Annotated in this window: 14 protein-coding genes and 1 pseudogene; 7 read left to right on the top strand and 8 right to left on the bottom strand. The window is 38.2% G+C overall.

All coding sequences use genetic code 11. From position 1 onward, the window contains the following. The first annotated feature begins 199 nt into the window (after positions 1 to 199). The gene (gene surE / locus RMA94_RS14005) at positions 200 to 1,171 is read left to right on the top strand and encodes a 5'/3'-nucleotidase SurE (protein ID WP_311083491.1); all 972 of its coding nucleotides are present in this window, start codon (positions 200 to 202) and stop codon (positions 1,169 to 1,171) included. Positions 1,172 to 1,182: 11 nt separating this feature from the next. Continuing rightward, positions 1,183 to 1,827 (top strand): hypothetical protein, encoded by a 645-nt coding sequence (locus RMA94_RS14000; protein ID WP_311083490.1) that lies wholly within the window; start codon positions 1,183 to 1,185, stop codon positions 1,825 to 1,827. A gap of 35 nt (positions 1,828 to 1,862) precedes the next feature. On the opposite strand, the gene RMA94_RS13995 is transcribed toward RMA94_RS14000, so the two are convergent. Then, a complete protein-coding gene (locus RMA94_RS13995; RefSeq protein ID WP_311083488.1) occupies positions 1,863 to 2,303 on the bottom strand; it encodes an HD domain-containing protein in 441 nt (146 codons plus the stop codon). Between the two features lie 795 nt (positions 2,304 to 3,098). Between RMA94_RS13995 and RMA94_RS13990 the strand changes: the two genes are divergently transcribed. Beyond that, complete coding sequence (locus RMA94_RS13990; protein ID WP_311083487.1) at positions 3,099 to 3,644, top strand: TetR/AcrR family transcriptional regulator; 546 nt, start codon at positions 3,099 to 3,101, stop codon at positions 3,642 to 3,644. Between the two features lie 37 nt (positions 3,645 to 3,681). On the opposite strand, the gene RMA94_RS13985 is transcribed toward RMA94_RS13990, so the two are convergent. Both RMA94_RS13985 and RMA94_RS13980 read right to left on the bottom strand, forming a co-directional pair. Beyond that, on the bottom strand, positions 3,682 to 4,791 hold the full coding sequence (locus RMA94_RS13985) for an XRE family transcriptional regulator (protein ID WP_161282174.1): 1,110 nt from the start codon (positions 4,789 to 4,791) through the stop codon (positions 3,682 to 3,684). A gap of 12 nt (positions 4,792 to 4,803) precedes the next feature. Next, positions 4,804 to 5,517: a hypothetical protein gene (locus tag RMA94_RS13980; RefSeq protein ID WP_311083483.1), complete on the bottom strand. Its 714-nt coding sequence runs from the start codon at positions 5,515 to 5,517 to the stop codon at positions 4,804 to 4,806. Between the two features lie 207 nt (positions 5,518 to 5,724). Between RMA94_RS13980 and RMA94_RS13975 the strand changes: the two genes are divergently transcribed. After that, a complete protein-coding gene (locus RMA94_RS13975; RefSeq protein WP_161282172.1) occupies positions 5,725 to 6,243 on the top strand; it encodes a GNAT family N-acetyltransferase in 519 nt (172 codons plus the stop codon). 62 nt (positions 6,244 to 6,305) lie between these two features. On the opposite strand, the gene RMA94_RS13970 is transcribed toward RMA94_RS13975, so the two are convergent. Then, the gene (locus tag RMA94_RS13970; protein WP_311084035.1) at positions 6,306 to 7,229 is read right to left on the bottom strand and encodes an alpha/beta hydrolase; all 924 of its coding nucleotides are present in this window, start codon (positions 7,227 to 7,229) and stop codon (positions 6,306 to 6,308) included. A gap of 110 nt (positions 7,230 to 7,339) precedes the next feature. On the opposite strand from RMA94_RS13970, the gene RMA94_RS13965 reads away from it, so the two are divergent. Further along, a complete protein-coding gene (locus RMA94_RS13965) occupies positions 7,340 to 8,239 on the top strand; it encodes a LysR family transcriptional regulator (protein ID WP_182918046.1) in 900 nt (299 codons plus the stop codon). 99 nt (positions 8,240 to 8,338) lie between these two features. On the opposite strand, the pseudogene RMA94_RS13960 reads toward RMA94_RS13965, so the two are convergent. From RMA94_RS13960 to RMA94_RS13950, 3 genes and pseudogenes are all read right to left on the bottom strand, one after another. Continuing rightward, positions 8,339 to 9,182, bottom strand: a pseudogene (locus RMA94_RS13960) (SDR family NAD(P)-dependent oxidoreductase). 45 nt (positions 9,183 to 9,227) lie between these two features. Next, positions 9,228 to 10,088, bottom strand: a complete 861-nt coding sequence (locus RMA94_RS13955) for an SDR family NAD(P)-dependent oxidoreductase (RefSeq protein ID WP_311083480.1) — start codon at positions 10,086 to 10,088, stop codon at positions 9,228 to 9,230. Positions 10,089 to 10,118: 30 nt separating this feature from the next. Then, a complete protein-coding gene (locus RMA94_RS13950) occupies positions 10,119 to 11,033 on the bottom strand; it encodes an alpha/beta fold hydrolase (RefSeq protein ID WP_311084034.1) in 915 nt (304 codons plus the stop codon). A 191-nt stretch (positions 11,034 to 11,224) separates the two neighbouring features. On the opposite strand from RMA94_RS13950, the gene RMA94_RS13945 reads away from it, so the two are divergent. After that, entirely contained in the window at positions 11,225 to 12,244 is a 1,020-nt protein-coding gene (locus tag RMA94_RS13945) for an AraC family transcriptional regulator (RefSeq protein ID WP_311083478.1), read from the top strand. A 43-nt stretch (positions 12,245 to 12,287) separates the two neighbouring features. On the opposite strand, the gene adeT1 is transcribed toward RMA94_RS13945, so the two are convergent. Continuing rightward, a complete protein-coding gene (gene adeT1, locus RMA94_RS13940; RefSeq protein ID WP_311083477.1) occupies positions 12,288 to 13,283 on the bottom strand; it encodes a putative multidrug efflux protein AdeT1 in 996 nt (331 codons plus the stop codon). Positions 13,284 to 13,663: 380 nt separating this feature from the next. On the opposite strand from adeT1, the gene RMA94_RS13935 reads away from it, so the two are divergent. Then, positions 13,664 to 15,421, top strand: coding sequence for a ShlB/FhaC/HecB family hemolysin secretion/activation protein (locus tag RMA94_RS13935; protein ID WP_311083475.1), 1,758 nt, complete (start codon positions 13,664 to 13,666; stop codon positions 15,419 to 15,421). The last annotated feature ends 18 nt before the right edge of the window (positions 15,422 to 15,439 follow it).

The raw sequence follows: 15,439 nt of genomic DNA, 5'->3' as shown, positions 1-15,439 counted from the left end.
CACGGAAGTGGGTTTTGTCATTTTGAATACGAGTGATGAAGTTGAAGATCAGTTTATAAAAGAAAATATAGCAATAATTTATAATATAATTATTTAATTTTTAATGGAAAAGTATTTTAATTTTTATTGATGCGTATTCACTAAACGTACATATAGCGCAACTACTATACAAATCGAAATTTAAGAACATGGTAGTTAAGTGATGAAAAAAAGTTTATTGGGCGGCCTTATTCTGTCTTTGTGTACAACTCCAGCTTTTGCACTAAATATTCTATTGGTTAACGATGACGGTCTAACCAGCAATGTCAAAGCACTCTATGATGAACTAAAAGCAAATGGTCATAACGTGCTTGTGTCTGTACCGTGTTCACCACAAAGTGGTCGCGGTGGTGCAATCGTGATGTACAGCTCAACAACGATTACTGCGGATAACGATAAGCAAATTGCGGCTGAAAATGGTTGTCACAATGGCGCAGCACCCGTTGGCGCACCTGCGGCTGGAACCTTTACCAAAGCGGGTTATACCAATGGCGACTGGAATTACACGCATGGCACACCAGTCATGGCAACAGTTTATGGACTAGACGTGGTTGCGCCAAAGCGTTGGGGTAAAGCGCCGGACTTAGTTTTATCTGGCCCGAATGAAGGACAAAATGTCGGAAAAGTCGTTGTGCACTCTGGCACGATTGGTAATGTACAGTTTTCGGCAGGACGTGGCATTCCGTCTATTGCCTTAAGCGCCGATACCAACACGGTAGACGATAAAATGTTAAACAACCCTAACTCTGCGATTGTGGCAAAACAGACCGTAGTGTTATTAAAAGAATTACAAGCTAAGGCAGGCAAGGGCCAGTTGTTGCCAAAAGGCATTACCCTAAATGTGAATTTCCCTAAAAATTTAACAACCAGCACACCATTTGCTTTCTCAAAAATTGGAACTTATGACTTATATAAATTGAAGTTCCAAGTAACCAAAGACAATAAAGGCAATAACCAATTTGGTCTAGGAATTGATGCTGCTCCTTCGGCACCAACTGCCGCGCAAATGTCGGATGAAAGCGCTGTAATGCAAAGCAAAATTGCTGTGACTGCAATGCAAGTGGCTTACGATCAGCGACCACCAGCTCAGGAATGGCTCAAAATTCGTCTAAAAAGCCTATTTAATAAGTAAGGGGAAAGACCATGAAACGTTGTTTGTTGGTTTTACTCCTTGGGCTTGGCTTGGCGGCTTGTAATGACAATGATCATGATGACCAAGTCTCGACTGAAAAACCTGCACTGGCTCCGAGCTTAGACGTCGGTACTTATATTATTAGTACTGAAACTGATCAAGAGTTACCAATGGCGGGTAAATACTATTCTGGTGCAGATGGTTCTAAATTACTGGTTTTAGATGATGACGAAAACCGTGCCAAGGTTGTGATGAGCTATGATGCAAAAAACAAAGCTTGGCAGAGCAATCAGTCTAATCAAACGATAACAGTTGAATTAGCGCATTATGAAAAAATTGATGATCAGAAAATTACGCTGAATCAATTGGTCGGCAATTACGATTTATCGTTTCCAGATGGAACAACGGTAAATGCCGAGGTGAATGCACAAGGCAAAATTGTCTCGAAAGACCCAAATTGTGTGTTTACAGGTGTTATTACTGAAAGTGCATTAGCCAATACAGCAAGCTATCAACTGACCGATAACAAGTGTGATGCGCTAAAAAATAACTCGAAAGGCTATGTTGTGGTAGATGAAGACTTAGAACCTATGAGTTTTAGACTCGTATCTGACACGGTTGCCTCAAAAGACATTTGGGCATTTACACAATCTTAAAAATAAAAAAGGCAACGGATTCATTTCGTTGTCTTTTACCCCAACCTATCTTGCGCCGTTGAAACAGCTAACATGGTTTGAAGATAATAATCTACACGTGATTGATTATTTTCCTTATGCGAGTTATGTGCATTAAAGGCTGCATCATGAAGTTTCACAACTCGAGCGATCGGATTCAAACCACAACGAATTAAATATTCTTCGCGTGTTTCAGTTTCCCGTTTAGTTAATGCATCAACGGCATCACGGACTTCTTTTCCAAATAAGCTTTCGATTTTGTCTAGGGTAAGAGGTGTGTCTTCAACGCTATCGTGTAGAAGGGCTGTAATAATATAGACTTCTGAAAATTGGTGCTCAATTAATGAGTTGACCACACCTTTAATATGGTAATCAAAGTAATCATGAGGACCATACTTTTGATCTTGATGCGATTCTTTTGACAATTTCTCTGCTAATTCAACTTTATTTTGAGTCATTTTTTGCTCTTATCACTTTAAGTATATGACACGGCCTAATTGGTGAGATTAGTCGCTTAAACACAATTTTATACTGAATAGCGACTCATAAAAACTCTTCTTAATAACAGTAGTTACTCTTTTTTATTTATTCATTCTTAGTTGATATGAACCAATCCAGACCTTAAGTTTTTGAAATTTTAAACTTTAACTTAATGATATAAGGGTAGATTAAAAATATTACTTAAGAATTTCCTTAATTATGTAATTAAATGAAAAACAATAATTATTTAAATAATTTCTAGCCAATTTCACATTGACACTTCAAATATTGGAGATTACCATTTGCGGGCTGGCCTACATTGCCAGTCGGTTGTCGCAGACCGTTCTTCAAGAGCATTAAAAGATTATTCTTTTAGTGTGTATACCCTCGTGCCCCCTCTATGGCGGAACGGAGGGGGACACCTTCGGGTGTGCTGGGTCTTGAAGCCAGTCTGCGAACCCCTTTCGTTCTGCCACCATAATTCTAATGTCTTGGCAGAACTCCATATATAAGGAGTTGGCTTTGTACATTCATCATTTCTTGGCAGCCATTGCCAAAAGCTATAACAACACAGCTTAAAACACTTAACGCAGCTTGATCGCCGTAAGGCTTTTTTCAGGCTTTAGCTCGTTATTACTTAAAACTTAGACAATTCAAACTTGAGATGTGCTGTGCACAGTCTTTACGGCTTTGCTATGCCTTTTTTCTCCCAAAAGACAGCGGTTTTTATATCTCATTTATATACAAAAATAATTTTTTATAACGGTAAAAATATGCCAAAAATAGTTCTCCCAACACGTGCAGTACAAGTCGTAAATAAATCAATTGAGTTATTTCACTACAATGGGTTTCATCTAGTCGGCATCGACAGACTTGTGAAAGAGTGTGAAGTGACCAAAGCGACTTTTTATAACTACTTTCACTCAAAAGAACGGTTGATTGAAATCTGCCTGATTGTGCAAAAAGAGCGCCTAAAAGAAAAAGTGGTTTCAGTGGTTGCATATGACCGCAGCACAAACGCAGCCGATAAACTCAAAAAACTCTATCTTTTACATGCAGACCTAGATGGGCTGTATTACTTATTATTTAAAGCTATTTTTGAAACAAAACTGACTCATCCAAAAGCCTACATAACCGCCGTGCGATATAGAACATGGCTCATCAATGAAATATATAGCCTGCTTAGAGCACTTAACACCGATGTTTCCTTTACTGATGCCAAACTCTTTTTATATCTGATCGAAGGCACAATTATTCAGCGTTTAAGTTTGGGTGGAGTTGATGAAAAGGTGTTGGAAGTGTTTTTGAGGGGGATTTAGAAATAAAAAAGGTGTCTTTATTGACACCTTAATATAATCAATCAACAAGATATAATTTTGTTTTCTTTTTCGGTATATCTACTTTAGCAAGTGCATCAAATGTTAGCTGATTGAAATCAACTTCAGAAATTCCTATTTCATCGAGCATCTTATTTTTATCAAAAGAAGGTTGCGAAACTAATAATGAAACAATCTTTGGAAGCATCATACTTTCATCACGGTGAGTTTCTTCCGGCTCTTCAATATGATATCCAAGAGAGTTGATTTTCATTAGATTACTTCGATTAACCCAGTCACTGATTAAGCCTAGTTTATGAGCTTTATAGTTCACTGCTTTTAAAGATGTTCTCCAGATTTTTTTATATTCAATCATGTTATCAATTGATAGGTAACGTGGAGAGGTTGCAAAAAAAGCTTCTGCGGGCATTAAGAACTCTGAAGCAAATTGATCCGCTTCAATTTCTAAGAGCTTATTGTCTTTTTCTTCGCGAACCTTTCGATTATGAGTATGCATAATGATATGTCCAAGCTCATGTGCACAATCAAAACGCGAACGTTCTGCCGACTTAAAATTATTGACGAATATAAAAGGAGAACCACTTTCATCATCGAAATAAGACAGAGCATCAATTTCTTTAACTTCATTGGGAAGTCTAAAAATACGAATACCTTTAAGTTCACAGAGTGACACAATATTGTTAATGGGTTGAACCCCTAATCCCCATAATGCTCTTAATTCAATAGCAATATGATCAATATAACGATAGTGCTGATCTTGTATCTCAGTAATATCTAAAACTGGACGAGAGAATTGGGGTAATTTAACCTTTTTGAGCAAATAGGTATTAATATTCTTTGCTAAAAGTGTATAGGCTTCATTAGCTTTTCTATGTTGAGCCTTGATTCTAGCAACGGATCTATAAAAAATTTGTTCTGTGTCATGAGGTTGGATATCATTTTCTATAAAAAATGACATTGGCACATTTAATACTCTACAGATTTCGGTTTGATCATTTTCACTGATTTCCTTATCTGCATCTAAAAGCTGCTTCACTTTAGAAAGCGAGCAGCCTAGTTTTTCTGCAAAATCAGTATTGCTAAGACCTCTTAAATCTTTAGCAATTCTTAAACGATCTTTACTAAACACTTTAACCTCAAGTTAGACTACAAGCTGAATATCAAAATCATCTGGTTTAATCTCGTTAGATGGTTCCAATATTGGCTTTTTAGGATCATTGTCGACTGGATGAGTATTATCTATCTCAAATGCAATTCTGCAAGTGTGATTGCTTGGTAATATGTCAATTTTTGTCTTATCAGGAGTTTGTACAAAACTTGTAGGGTATGCGATTTCAAAAGGAATTGTTGGTATATCAGTTGCTGTGTAGGCCGGATGAGATGTAGAAGGAAAATAAAGAATCCAAGTTCTTAATTTTGATGCATCATCATAACTAGATTGATTTTCTTTAATATTCTTCAAAGTCATATAACCCTTTTCACAAAGAGCTGATAGTACAAGTTCTGAATGCCCAAGGGCTAAGTTACCACTCATGAAAATAATCTGAATTTTCTTATCAATATTTTCTAGTCTTGGCTGGCTTTCATTATGATAAACCCAAGCTGGATCTGATTTTCTAAGAAGTAAAGCGAGCTGTTCTCCAATCTTTCCCCAACGAGCGATAAATTTTGATCTGTTGTATATTGTATTGGTTCTAAATTCAGAATCACCAACCATAATTGCTTGTATAACTATATGAGGATCGGGTAGACCCAGTTCTTTAGCTTTTGCTATAGCATCTTCTCCACTGAAGAAGTCACAAGGTGTGGGTTCTGAATCCTTTAAGGATTCATTATTAAACATATCCAAATTCATAAAAGCAAAATCCAAAAGGTAGCGAATGTCTTTTTTATAACATCTTTTGATGTTAAAAAAAAGACATTTCTATGAAGTTGTTTTACTTTTGTGAAAGATCATAAAAGACTTAATGAGGATGAATTAGTAAAAATCTAATTAAAAATAAGCAGAGCTTAGTTTGTAGTTCAGCAATGAAGGTTTACAACTATTAATTTGAGAAAAAATATGAAAGACATTGAAATCTTAGAAATAAAAGAAATTGGTGACCATGAAGAAGATCTATTGCTATTGTTAGAAGATTCTATCAATAGCGGAGCTTCTATAGGTTTCTTATCTCCCGTAGAAAAGAACGAGGTCTTAAATTATTGGCGTGAGGTCAACCATAAATTAGCACAAGGTAATAGCCGCCTATGGATTGCCATACAAGAAGGAAAGGTTGTAGGTAGTGTTCAATTGTCCTTAGTGAGTAAAAAGAATGGAGTTCATAGAGCTGAAGTTGAAAAACTCATGGTGCTTACATCGGCAAGAAAACAAGGAATAGCAACATTACTACTGAATGAGCTAGAAAATTTTTCAAAACAAAATGGTCTGCGTTTACTTGTCTTAGATACACGTGAAGGCGATGTGTCCGAGCTTTTATATAGCAAAATTGGATTTGTTCGTGTGGGCGTAATTCCAAGTTTTGCATTAAGTTCAAATGGGAGCTATGACGGTACGGCGATTTATTATAAAAGGCTTGTTTAATTACCATTAAAACGTATCTATTTGGAAAGTTCCTCCAATTGAGAAACTTTCCAATATTTGGCTTAAAGATGCTTTTGAAAGAACGGAATAATTTTTTCTAAGGCTTGAGCAACAGGTTCAGGTTGGTCATATAAGTCATAATGGCTTGCACCTTTAACCACAAAAAGGTTCTTATCTTTAGAAGCAGCTTTGCTATATAACTCATAACCATCGCGATAAGAACCGAATCCACCCGCTATATCACCAATCACAATTTGTAAAGGTTGAGTGAGCAAGTGTTCTGCCAAATGAAACGCATCAAACCCAACAGCAGCCGCTAAACCTGAAAAGCGAAGTTTATTTGGTGAACCTTCTGCCCGACCGCGCGGGGTTTTGTAGTAATCAATCGCTTCTTTGATATCAATATCATTGATTCCAGCTTGTTCACGCTCTTGCTGTGAGTTTGGAATGTACTGGGTAATAAATGGTTCCGCACCACGCGCTTCCGCAGTACGCTGTGCTGCAATAGCTTCTAAAGTTTTAATGGCAGCTTCAGGTGTTTGGTCACCTTCACGCATTAAACGGCCATAGTTTGCTGCTACAATAGTTGCTACAGCTTTAAAACGGCGTTCAGTCATAGCTGCATTGACAGCATAACCACCGCCACCACATACACCTAATACACCAATACGGTTTTCATCAACATAAGCAAGCGTTGTTAAATAGTCGGCTGCACAGCGGAAATCTTCTACACGTGTTGCAGGGTCTTCAATAAAGCGAGGTTCGCCACCGCTAGCACCTTGATACGATGCATCAAATGCTAAAGTGATAAACCCAGCTTCAGTGAGTTTTTCACCATAGATTGCGCCTGCAGTTTGCTCTTTACAACTACTAATTGGATGCGCACATACAATTGCTGCATATGTTTTGTTTTCATCGAAATCTTTTGGAAAACGAATAGTTGCAGAAACATCGATATTTTTATTTTTGAAAGTTACAGTTTTCATCATCTTCTCTCCGAAAGAAGAACTAGGTCGATGAAATTAATATAACTCTAGTGATTTATTATGATAATCCACTATAATTAGATAGCACTTATATTGAATACTTATAAATAATGAAAGAAAATTTAAATGATTTGCATACTTTTATGGTCGTTGCTCAAGAGCGAAGCTTTACCCGTGCAGCCGCAAAACTCAGAACTTCACAGTCAGCCATTAGCCAAACACTCCGTAATTTAGAAGACCGAATTGGCATAAAACTATTATCCAGAACTACCAGAAGTGTCGCACCGACAGAAGCAGGTGAATATCTACTGAATTTGCTTCAACCTGCAATAGAAGAAATAGAAAATGGCATAAATCAAATTAGTGCTTTAAAAAATGATCCAGCAGGAACATTACGTATTAGTGCAGATGAATATGGAATACAAAGTGTTTTATGGCCAGCAGTTGAAAAAGTCATACAACAATTTCCAAAAATTTCAGTAGAGATCATATCTGATTATGGTCTTGTCGATATTGTAGAAGGGCGTTTTGATGCAGGACTTAGAAGAGGCGGTTTAGTTTCTAAAGACATGATCGCTTTACAGGTGAGTGAGCCAATACAAATGCTAACAGTTGCAACCAAAGAGTTTTTAGCTTGTTATGGTCATCCAAAGCATCCAAAAGATTTAGTGGAATACCAGTGCATTAATTTAAGATTACCCACACATGGTGAACTCTACCGTTGGCAATTTACCAAACAAGGTAAAACACAAACAATTACTGTTAATGCTAAAGTTGTTTTTACAACCTTATCTCCAGTGCTTCAAGCAGTAAGGAGCGGTGTAGGAATCGCTTATCTACCTATTGATATGGTTCAGCCTTATATTGAAAGTGGTGAACTGGAAGAAACGCTGAAGGACTGGCGACATAGCTATGAACCGTATCACTTGTATTATCCCCATAGACGTGAGCAAGCACCTTTATTAAATATCTTAATTGATGCGTTAAAAGAAAATTTTAATAAAAAATAGCTGCGCATAAGACTTATGGTTTGAGTCAATGATTAGAATTTTGCTGCTAGTTCAATAAATAAACACGGATATTTCAAAAACATCCGTGTCTTAAAAGACCTAAAATGAACTATGGTTTTTTCTCTGCCAAGAGCATGGTCTGTTTAAGCTGTTTACGGTTGAAACCTAAAAACTCAATCACATTTTTAAACAATGCGGGTGCTTTAGCAATCGGAGTATTTATTTTAGGTACAACTGTCATATCTTTACGCTGTTCTATGCTCTCAACTACGCCTGAGGCCACTTCTTCAATAGAGATATATTTCCAAATACCCGAGTTACCTTTCCATACAGCTTTACCTGCTGGGTCATTTTGAATACTGTCCATCATTGGGGTTTTAAAGAAAGTTGGATGAAGGCTACCAACATCTATATTTGAATGTTTTAATTCCAGACGAAGACTATCGCATAAAGCCCAAACGCCTGCTTTACTCGAAGTGTAGTGCGTGTTTAACGGGGAGTGGACGAAAGCAGCCATTGAGGACACAGCCAGTAAATATCCCTGAGTTTGTTTTACATACGGTATAGCTGCGCGGAAAGTACGAAATACCCCTGTAAGGTTAATATCGATGGTTCGCTCAAAGGTTTCAGGAGCCATATGTTCTAATGCTTCGGTTGTAGCTATGCCAGCATTTGCAATCACCACATCAATTTTACCGAAGTGTTGAGCTGCTTTTGCCATAGCCATTTCTAGGCTTTCCAAAGAGCGTACATCTGCTACCCAACCTGCGGCAATGCTTTTTCCACCTAGCTGTTTTGCCTGACTTTCAACTTTGTTAAGCTCTAAATCTAGGAGTGCTAGTTTTGCGCCTTTGGCCTGTAATGCTTGGGCAATCGCAAGTCCTAGACCACCTGTTGAGCCTGTGATGACCACAACTTTATCTTTTAATTTGTACTTAGACATATCAGATTTCCAGACATTTTTATAAATGAGTTTTAAGGAAATGGATTATTTCTGGACAGGTTTAGATTCATTTTCAAGTTGTTGAAGTAATCCCTGCAGTTTCTTGTGGCGTACAACCATTGCATCACTACCTGCATTAAACAGTCCGCGTAATATCGAGAACGGAACCCAACGCACTGGAGCAAAAATGCGTGGCTGTCGACCCTGTACACCTTTTACAATTGCTTGCGCCATATATTCCGGAGAAATAGGCTTGCGTAACCATGCCGGAAATCCTGCTTCAATCATCTCCGTTACAGTTGCGTTCCCTCCAAAGGCAACCTTGGCGATTGGTGTTGCTGTCCAGCCTGGATAGACAACGCTGGCTGTTGCACCGGTATATGCAATCTCTGTACGGAGACAGCGTCCGAGCATTTCTACTGCCGCCTTTGAGGCTGCATATGGAGCGTTTGCCATTCCATTGACGAAGCAATAAACAGAAGAGGTTATGAGGATTTGTCCTTTGTTGCGAGTCACCTCTGGTAAGGCGGCACGGACTGTACGCCAGACACCAAGTAAATCAACCTCAACAATTTTATCGAACTCAGCTTCATCACAACTAGCAATTGTCGAAGCACCATCACGCCATGAGATACCTGCATTGGCAAAAGCTATATCAAGATGTCCAAAGTGTTTTATTGTTTTCTGGACTACATCTTTTGTGGCTATTGCATCAGTAACGTCTAGCGCTAATGGTAAAACCCGAGATGCCTCAAATTCAGATGCAAGTTTATCTACAGCTTCCTGTTGCATATCGGTAAGTACCAAGTTTGCACCTAATGCATAAAATTCACGGGCTGTTGCTGCACCAATTCCTCCAGCGGCTCCTGTAATTAAAACAACTTTTTTGTTAAGGTCATATTTCATGGTCTTTCTCCAAATATTTTAAATTTACTGTTACTTGACTGGAACGATGCGTTTAAGGAAGTCGATCTGATCACGAACAACACGCTCAAAAGCCTCTCCAACGTAAATTTCAAAATGACCATCGGCGTAGTGCTTAATTTCATGATTGGGTGTATGGCTCGCATGACGCAATGTTGTTTTTGAGGGTGCAACAGAGTCGGTATCGCAGACACAAAACAACACGGGCGCTTGAATACGTGATGTCTTACGGCCCGGGTAATAGCGTATGATGTCGAGTACAAAACGTGCAGCGACATAGTTTGGAATATTTGATCCAGAAGGCATAAGTGCGAGATAGCCTGAATAAGCGTCAGGTGCATTCATTAATGCTGTATGTCCTGTTGGAGCTGCAAGAGGCACCATGACTGGCTTGGTGCCGAGCATTGATCCAATCTTGTCTTTTAAAGCGAGTCCCGTGAGCTTGAGAGTCGTTATTGGGTTCATTGCCATGCTAGATGAGAAACCATCAGTGAAGGGGCATTGTGATATAACAGCAGCAAGTCGGTTATCATCAGCAGCTGTTGCCAGCACATGGCCTCCACCGAAAGAAGTCCCCCATATAACTACGCGGTTTGGGTCAATTTTTTCTAGGCTACGTGCATAGGCAATAGCGGCTTTCCAGTCTTCAAGCTGACTTTTTATATCTAGTAATTGTCGAGGTTGTCCTTCGCTATCACCAAAATAGCGATAATCAAACACTAAACAAGCATAACCCTCTGCCACAAAGCGCTCGGCAAAAGCTGTTAAACGCATTCTTCGAGTACCACCCAGACCGTGCGCCATCACAATAATTGGTGTAGTGGCCTCGGTCGCTGGACGATATAAATAGGCACTGCATTTCATGCCATTTGAATCAAAATGAACATCCACTGGCGCTTGGGTCACATTATTTAGACTTTTACCCATCGTATTTTTCTCAATATTGGCTATAACGCTATCTTCTGAAAAATAATGAGATTGGGCTTGATGAAAGCTGCCATATTGCTTGACACTTTGCGCCAAAATTTGGATTGAGCAGGTATTTTTAGTCATTTGCTTTTGCTTGAAAGCTTTAAGTACACTAATTGATAATTGGCGCCAAATTAGAACTATACGGAATGAATGGATTGAATAAGCCGTTGTATAGAAGAAGGATTTCTGAAATCTATGTCCAGTTATTATTTGAATATCTCGAAAAACTAGGACATGACCCAGAAAAGGTGCTGGGTGAACCGTGGCCTAAAGCAGATTCAAATCATTTAGAAGGCGTAGATATCGACCATTGGGAAAATCTTCTCATTATTGCTAAAGATTATTTAAATGACCCTTTCATTGGTTTACATGTGGGTCAAACCATTACAGCTCAGCATTTAGGTGTTTTAGGATCTGTATTTCTTGCCTGTGAAAATCTGGGGGCAGTTTTAGATAGGTTTGAACGATATCAGAGGCTTGTCTATGATGTTTATCCTGCCACTGTTTACATTCATACTGAATATGTAGAACTTTCATGGGATACAAAAGGTGAGCAAGTTGGTCCCTTGTCGGATGAAACTGGCCGTACCGTTATAGTTCAGTTTTGCCGTAGTCTCATTAGAGGAAAAGTAAAACTAAAAGAAATACATTTTATTCATGAGCAGCCTGAAAATGTTAAGCCTTATGAAGAATATTTCGGCTGTCCTGTACTTTTTGAGCAACCCGTGGCACTTATGCGTTTTGATAAGGAAGTCTTAAGTCTACCGCTTAAAAACTCCGACGCCGTCTTAGTTGCCATACTAGAAAAACATGCCGACAAGTTACTGGCAAGCCTGCCACATATTGATGAAATTACAGACCAAGTCCGCAAACAGATTGCTTACTTACTTCATCAAGGCGAACCAACTATTGAACAACTTGCAGAGCGATTAAATTATTCACGTAGAACCTTGCAACGCCGTTTAACCGAGGCAGGTACGAATTTTCGGAAAGAATTAAATACTGTCCGTTACGAATTGGCAAAATCGTATTTAAAAGATCTAAGGCTACAAATTGTAGAAATAGCCTTACTGTTAGGTTATGCCGAGCACAGTCCATTTACACGGGCTTATAAAGAGTGGTCGGGTAAAACGCCACAACAAGCCCGTGAGGAAATGAATAACTGATAGTAGAACCTCTTAAAATAAGATGTGCATATGTTTTGAGTGTTTATTCATCGTTTAACGCACATTCAAAATTACTTGGGTTTTCTTTACATCTTACTTTTTTCAAAAAATTCATCATTTTTGGTTCATAAATACCAGCCTTGGTTAGCTGTATACGTGCCTCGCGCATCATTTTCATATAGTTTAATTGCTCATTTTTAGGAATATCCATCCAATATTTTGAAGGAATATCACTTTCATATTTAGCAATAATGCCAAAGGTTCTATTTAATTGGCTGGCTACCCAAGTTCGCGACTTTTGCCCAAAACCTGCTGGAAACTGATCTTTACGAATAATGAAGTTTGCTGAAATTTGAGTTAAAGGAAAACGAACAATTGCTCCTTTCTCACCTAAACCTTTGTGTAGTTCAAAAGGTTTAAATGCCACAATAGGAGCGGGCACAATATCAATTTCATGGTTATTAAACTTCGCACCAGCATTGGTGACGTCTACCGATACAGCCTGACCTCCAACATGTTGGACAAGCTTTGGTTGCGCCTCATCGTATTTAAATACCCCAATTTTTTTACCGGCAGCTTTAGCGAGTGTATTGATACTTCTATCATTTACAAATAAGTATGCAGGACCAATTGTGCCTAAACCTGCAATTTCATAAGAACCGACCACCATGTTTTTTGCGGCCATTGGTGAAGACAACAGTTTATAGGCATTAATTGCCGTTTTCATATTTGTTAATGCGCCAACTGCATCTAAAGATCCTGTGTATTTATTAAACTGACGGCCACGTAAACCACTAATAATAGCGCCATCACACTTACCGACTTTTAAATCTTCAGCCGCAATGCGTTCATCTACATATGCTTTTAAAGATAGATCAGCTCCCCAGTTTTTAGCTTCAAGTGCATAGTCTTTGGCTAAAGCGAAAGCATCTCCCGATTTACCAATCGGGTCATACACACAAACGACTTGTTGTTTTGCATAAATAGTTGTTGTTAAACATGTGCTTGCAATGAGTAAAATAGTTTTAAAATGATCCATATTTAATTATCCATTATTTAAATTATAAAAATTATTTTATGAATCTTGCTTAGATTAGATATGACATTTAAATAAGAATTTAAAGAGAAAAGGTCAAAAGATGGCTTTATTACTACTTAATGAAGTAGAAAATTGTGCAAGAGAAAATGAAAAATATGACGGAATAGCTATTTATTATAAATACTAATACTTGGTTTCTTGAACAAGTTCTAACTTAATGGGAATGGAAATACATTTCTTGTTGAGTAATCTTAGAAAAATTAATCCGTTCGTCAAATAGTGCTTCATATACAGACAAATCTGTATAAAAAATGCTTCCACTTTGTTAAGGTTTTGTTAAAATAAAATTAAGTTGATATTTATCACGGATTGCCTAGTTTATGGTGAACTATAACAAATTTAATAAAAGTGTCTTATTTATCTGTTTATCGATTATGGGAGGATTAAGTTACGCTGCAGATCCTGATGACCCGATTCGACAGCGAATTCAGGCTGATCAGTCTACTCGTCAACAACAACGTGATACAGCGTTAGAAAAACAAATCCAGCCCAATGTAAATGTCAATCTGGGGCAAGAACAAAATAAAAATTTAGCTCAACAATTACAATATTTACGCTCTAATAGTGAAACTCCTTGTTTTGAAATTAAAAAAATACTTTTAGAAGGTGATTTAGCTCATCAATTCATATCAGATTTTAATGTGATTACGACTGGCAAGAACAATATTATTGGACGTTGCTTGGGTGTAAATGGTCTCAATCAGGCACTTGATCTTGTTCAAAACAAAATTATTGCAGATGGTTATGTCACAACACGAGTTTTGCTTCCTCAGCAAAATATCGCATCTGGCACTGTTCGAGTTCGTGTTATTCCTGGCCGAGTTGATCAGATTAAGTTTGCTGAAGGTACTTCTAAACGTGCTCATTTATGGAACGCTTTACCGATGAAATCGGGTGAGCTTTTAAATATTCGTGATATGGAGCAAGGCTTAGAAAACTTTAAAAGAGTACCTACGGTTGAGGCTGATTTTAAAATTCAGCCAGCAGAACAAAAAAATGAACCGGGCTATAGTGATGTGATTCTTGCATGGCAACAGGCTAAACCTTATCGCTTACATGTGGGAATTGATGATTCAGGTTCTGATGCTACTGGAAAATACCAAGGTACAGCGACCTTGTCACTTGATCATGTGTTGACTTTAAATGATTTGTTTTATGTTAGTTATAATCATGACTTAGGGGGTAGTGGTTCTGGTAAGCATGGTACAGATGGCTTTTATGCAAGTTATACCATTCCATTTGATTATTGGTTATTTTCAACCAGTTATAGCCGTTCTAACTATTTACAAACAGTCGCCGGAAGCAGTGAGACCTATCAATATAGCGGTAAAAGCGAACTTATTAATGCAGATTTGTCCCGAATTATTTATCGCGATGCACACCGTAAAACTGCCGTAGGTTTTGGTGGCTGGTATCGTGAATCACAAAACTATATCAATGATGTTGAAGTAGAAGTACAACGCCGAAAAACGGCGGGATGGAAAGCAAGTGTCGATCATACCGAATATTTTTCTAATGCCACTTTAAGCGGTAATGTGACTTATAAGCGTGGTACAGGCTGGCTTAATGCAATGAGAGCACCAGAAGAAGATTTTGGTGAGGCTTATACACATGTAGGGATTTTACAGGCCAATGCCAGTTTACAAGTTCCTTTTAAAGTAGGGCAACAGAACCTGCAATATCTTGCAGAATGGCGTACCCAGCACAGTAATAAACCTTTAACACCGCAAGACCGCTTCTCGATTGGAAACCGTTATACCGTAAGAGGTTTTGACGGTGAGCAAACGTTGTTGGCAGATAATGGCTTTTTAGTTCGCAATGAACTGAGTGGCTCAATCATGAATAAACCACATTCATGGTATGCCGGTATTGATTATGGAGAGGTGGGTGGAAAAACCGCGCATTATCCAAACCCTTTACCGGGTACCAGTTTATTAGGTGCAGTTGTGGGATTGCGTGGACAAATTGTCCCTCTGCATTTGAATTATGACGCTTTTGTCGGAGCACCGTTGAAAAAGCCAGATCACTTTGAAACGGATGATTACACGACTGGATTTAGCGTGAACTGGACCTATTAATTTAAGTTCAAAGGTCTA

Source organism: Acinetobacter sp. V115_6 (assembly GCF_031799025.1).
Taxonomy (GTDB): domain Bacteria; phylum Pseudomonadota; class Gammaproteobacteria; order Pseudomonadales; family Moraxellaceae; genus Acinetobacter; species Acinetobacter pittii.
Note: the sequence above shows the minus strand (reverse complement) of the source record. Positions and strands in the feature narration are given on the sequence as shown.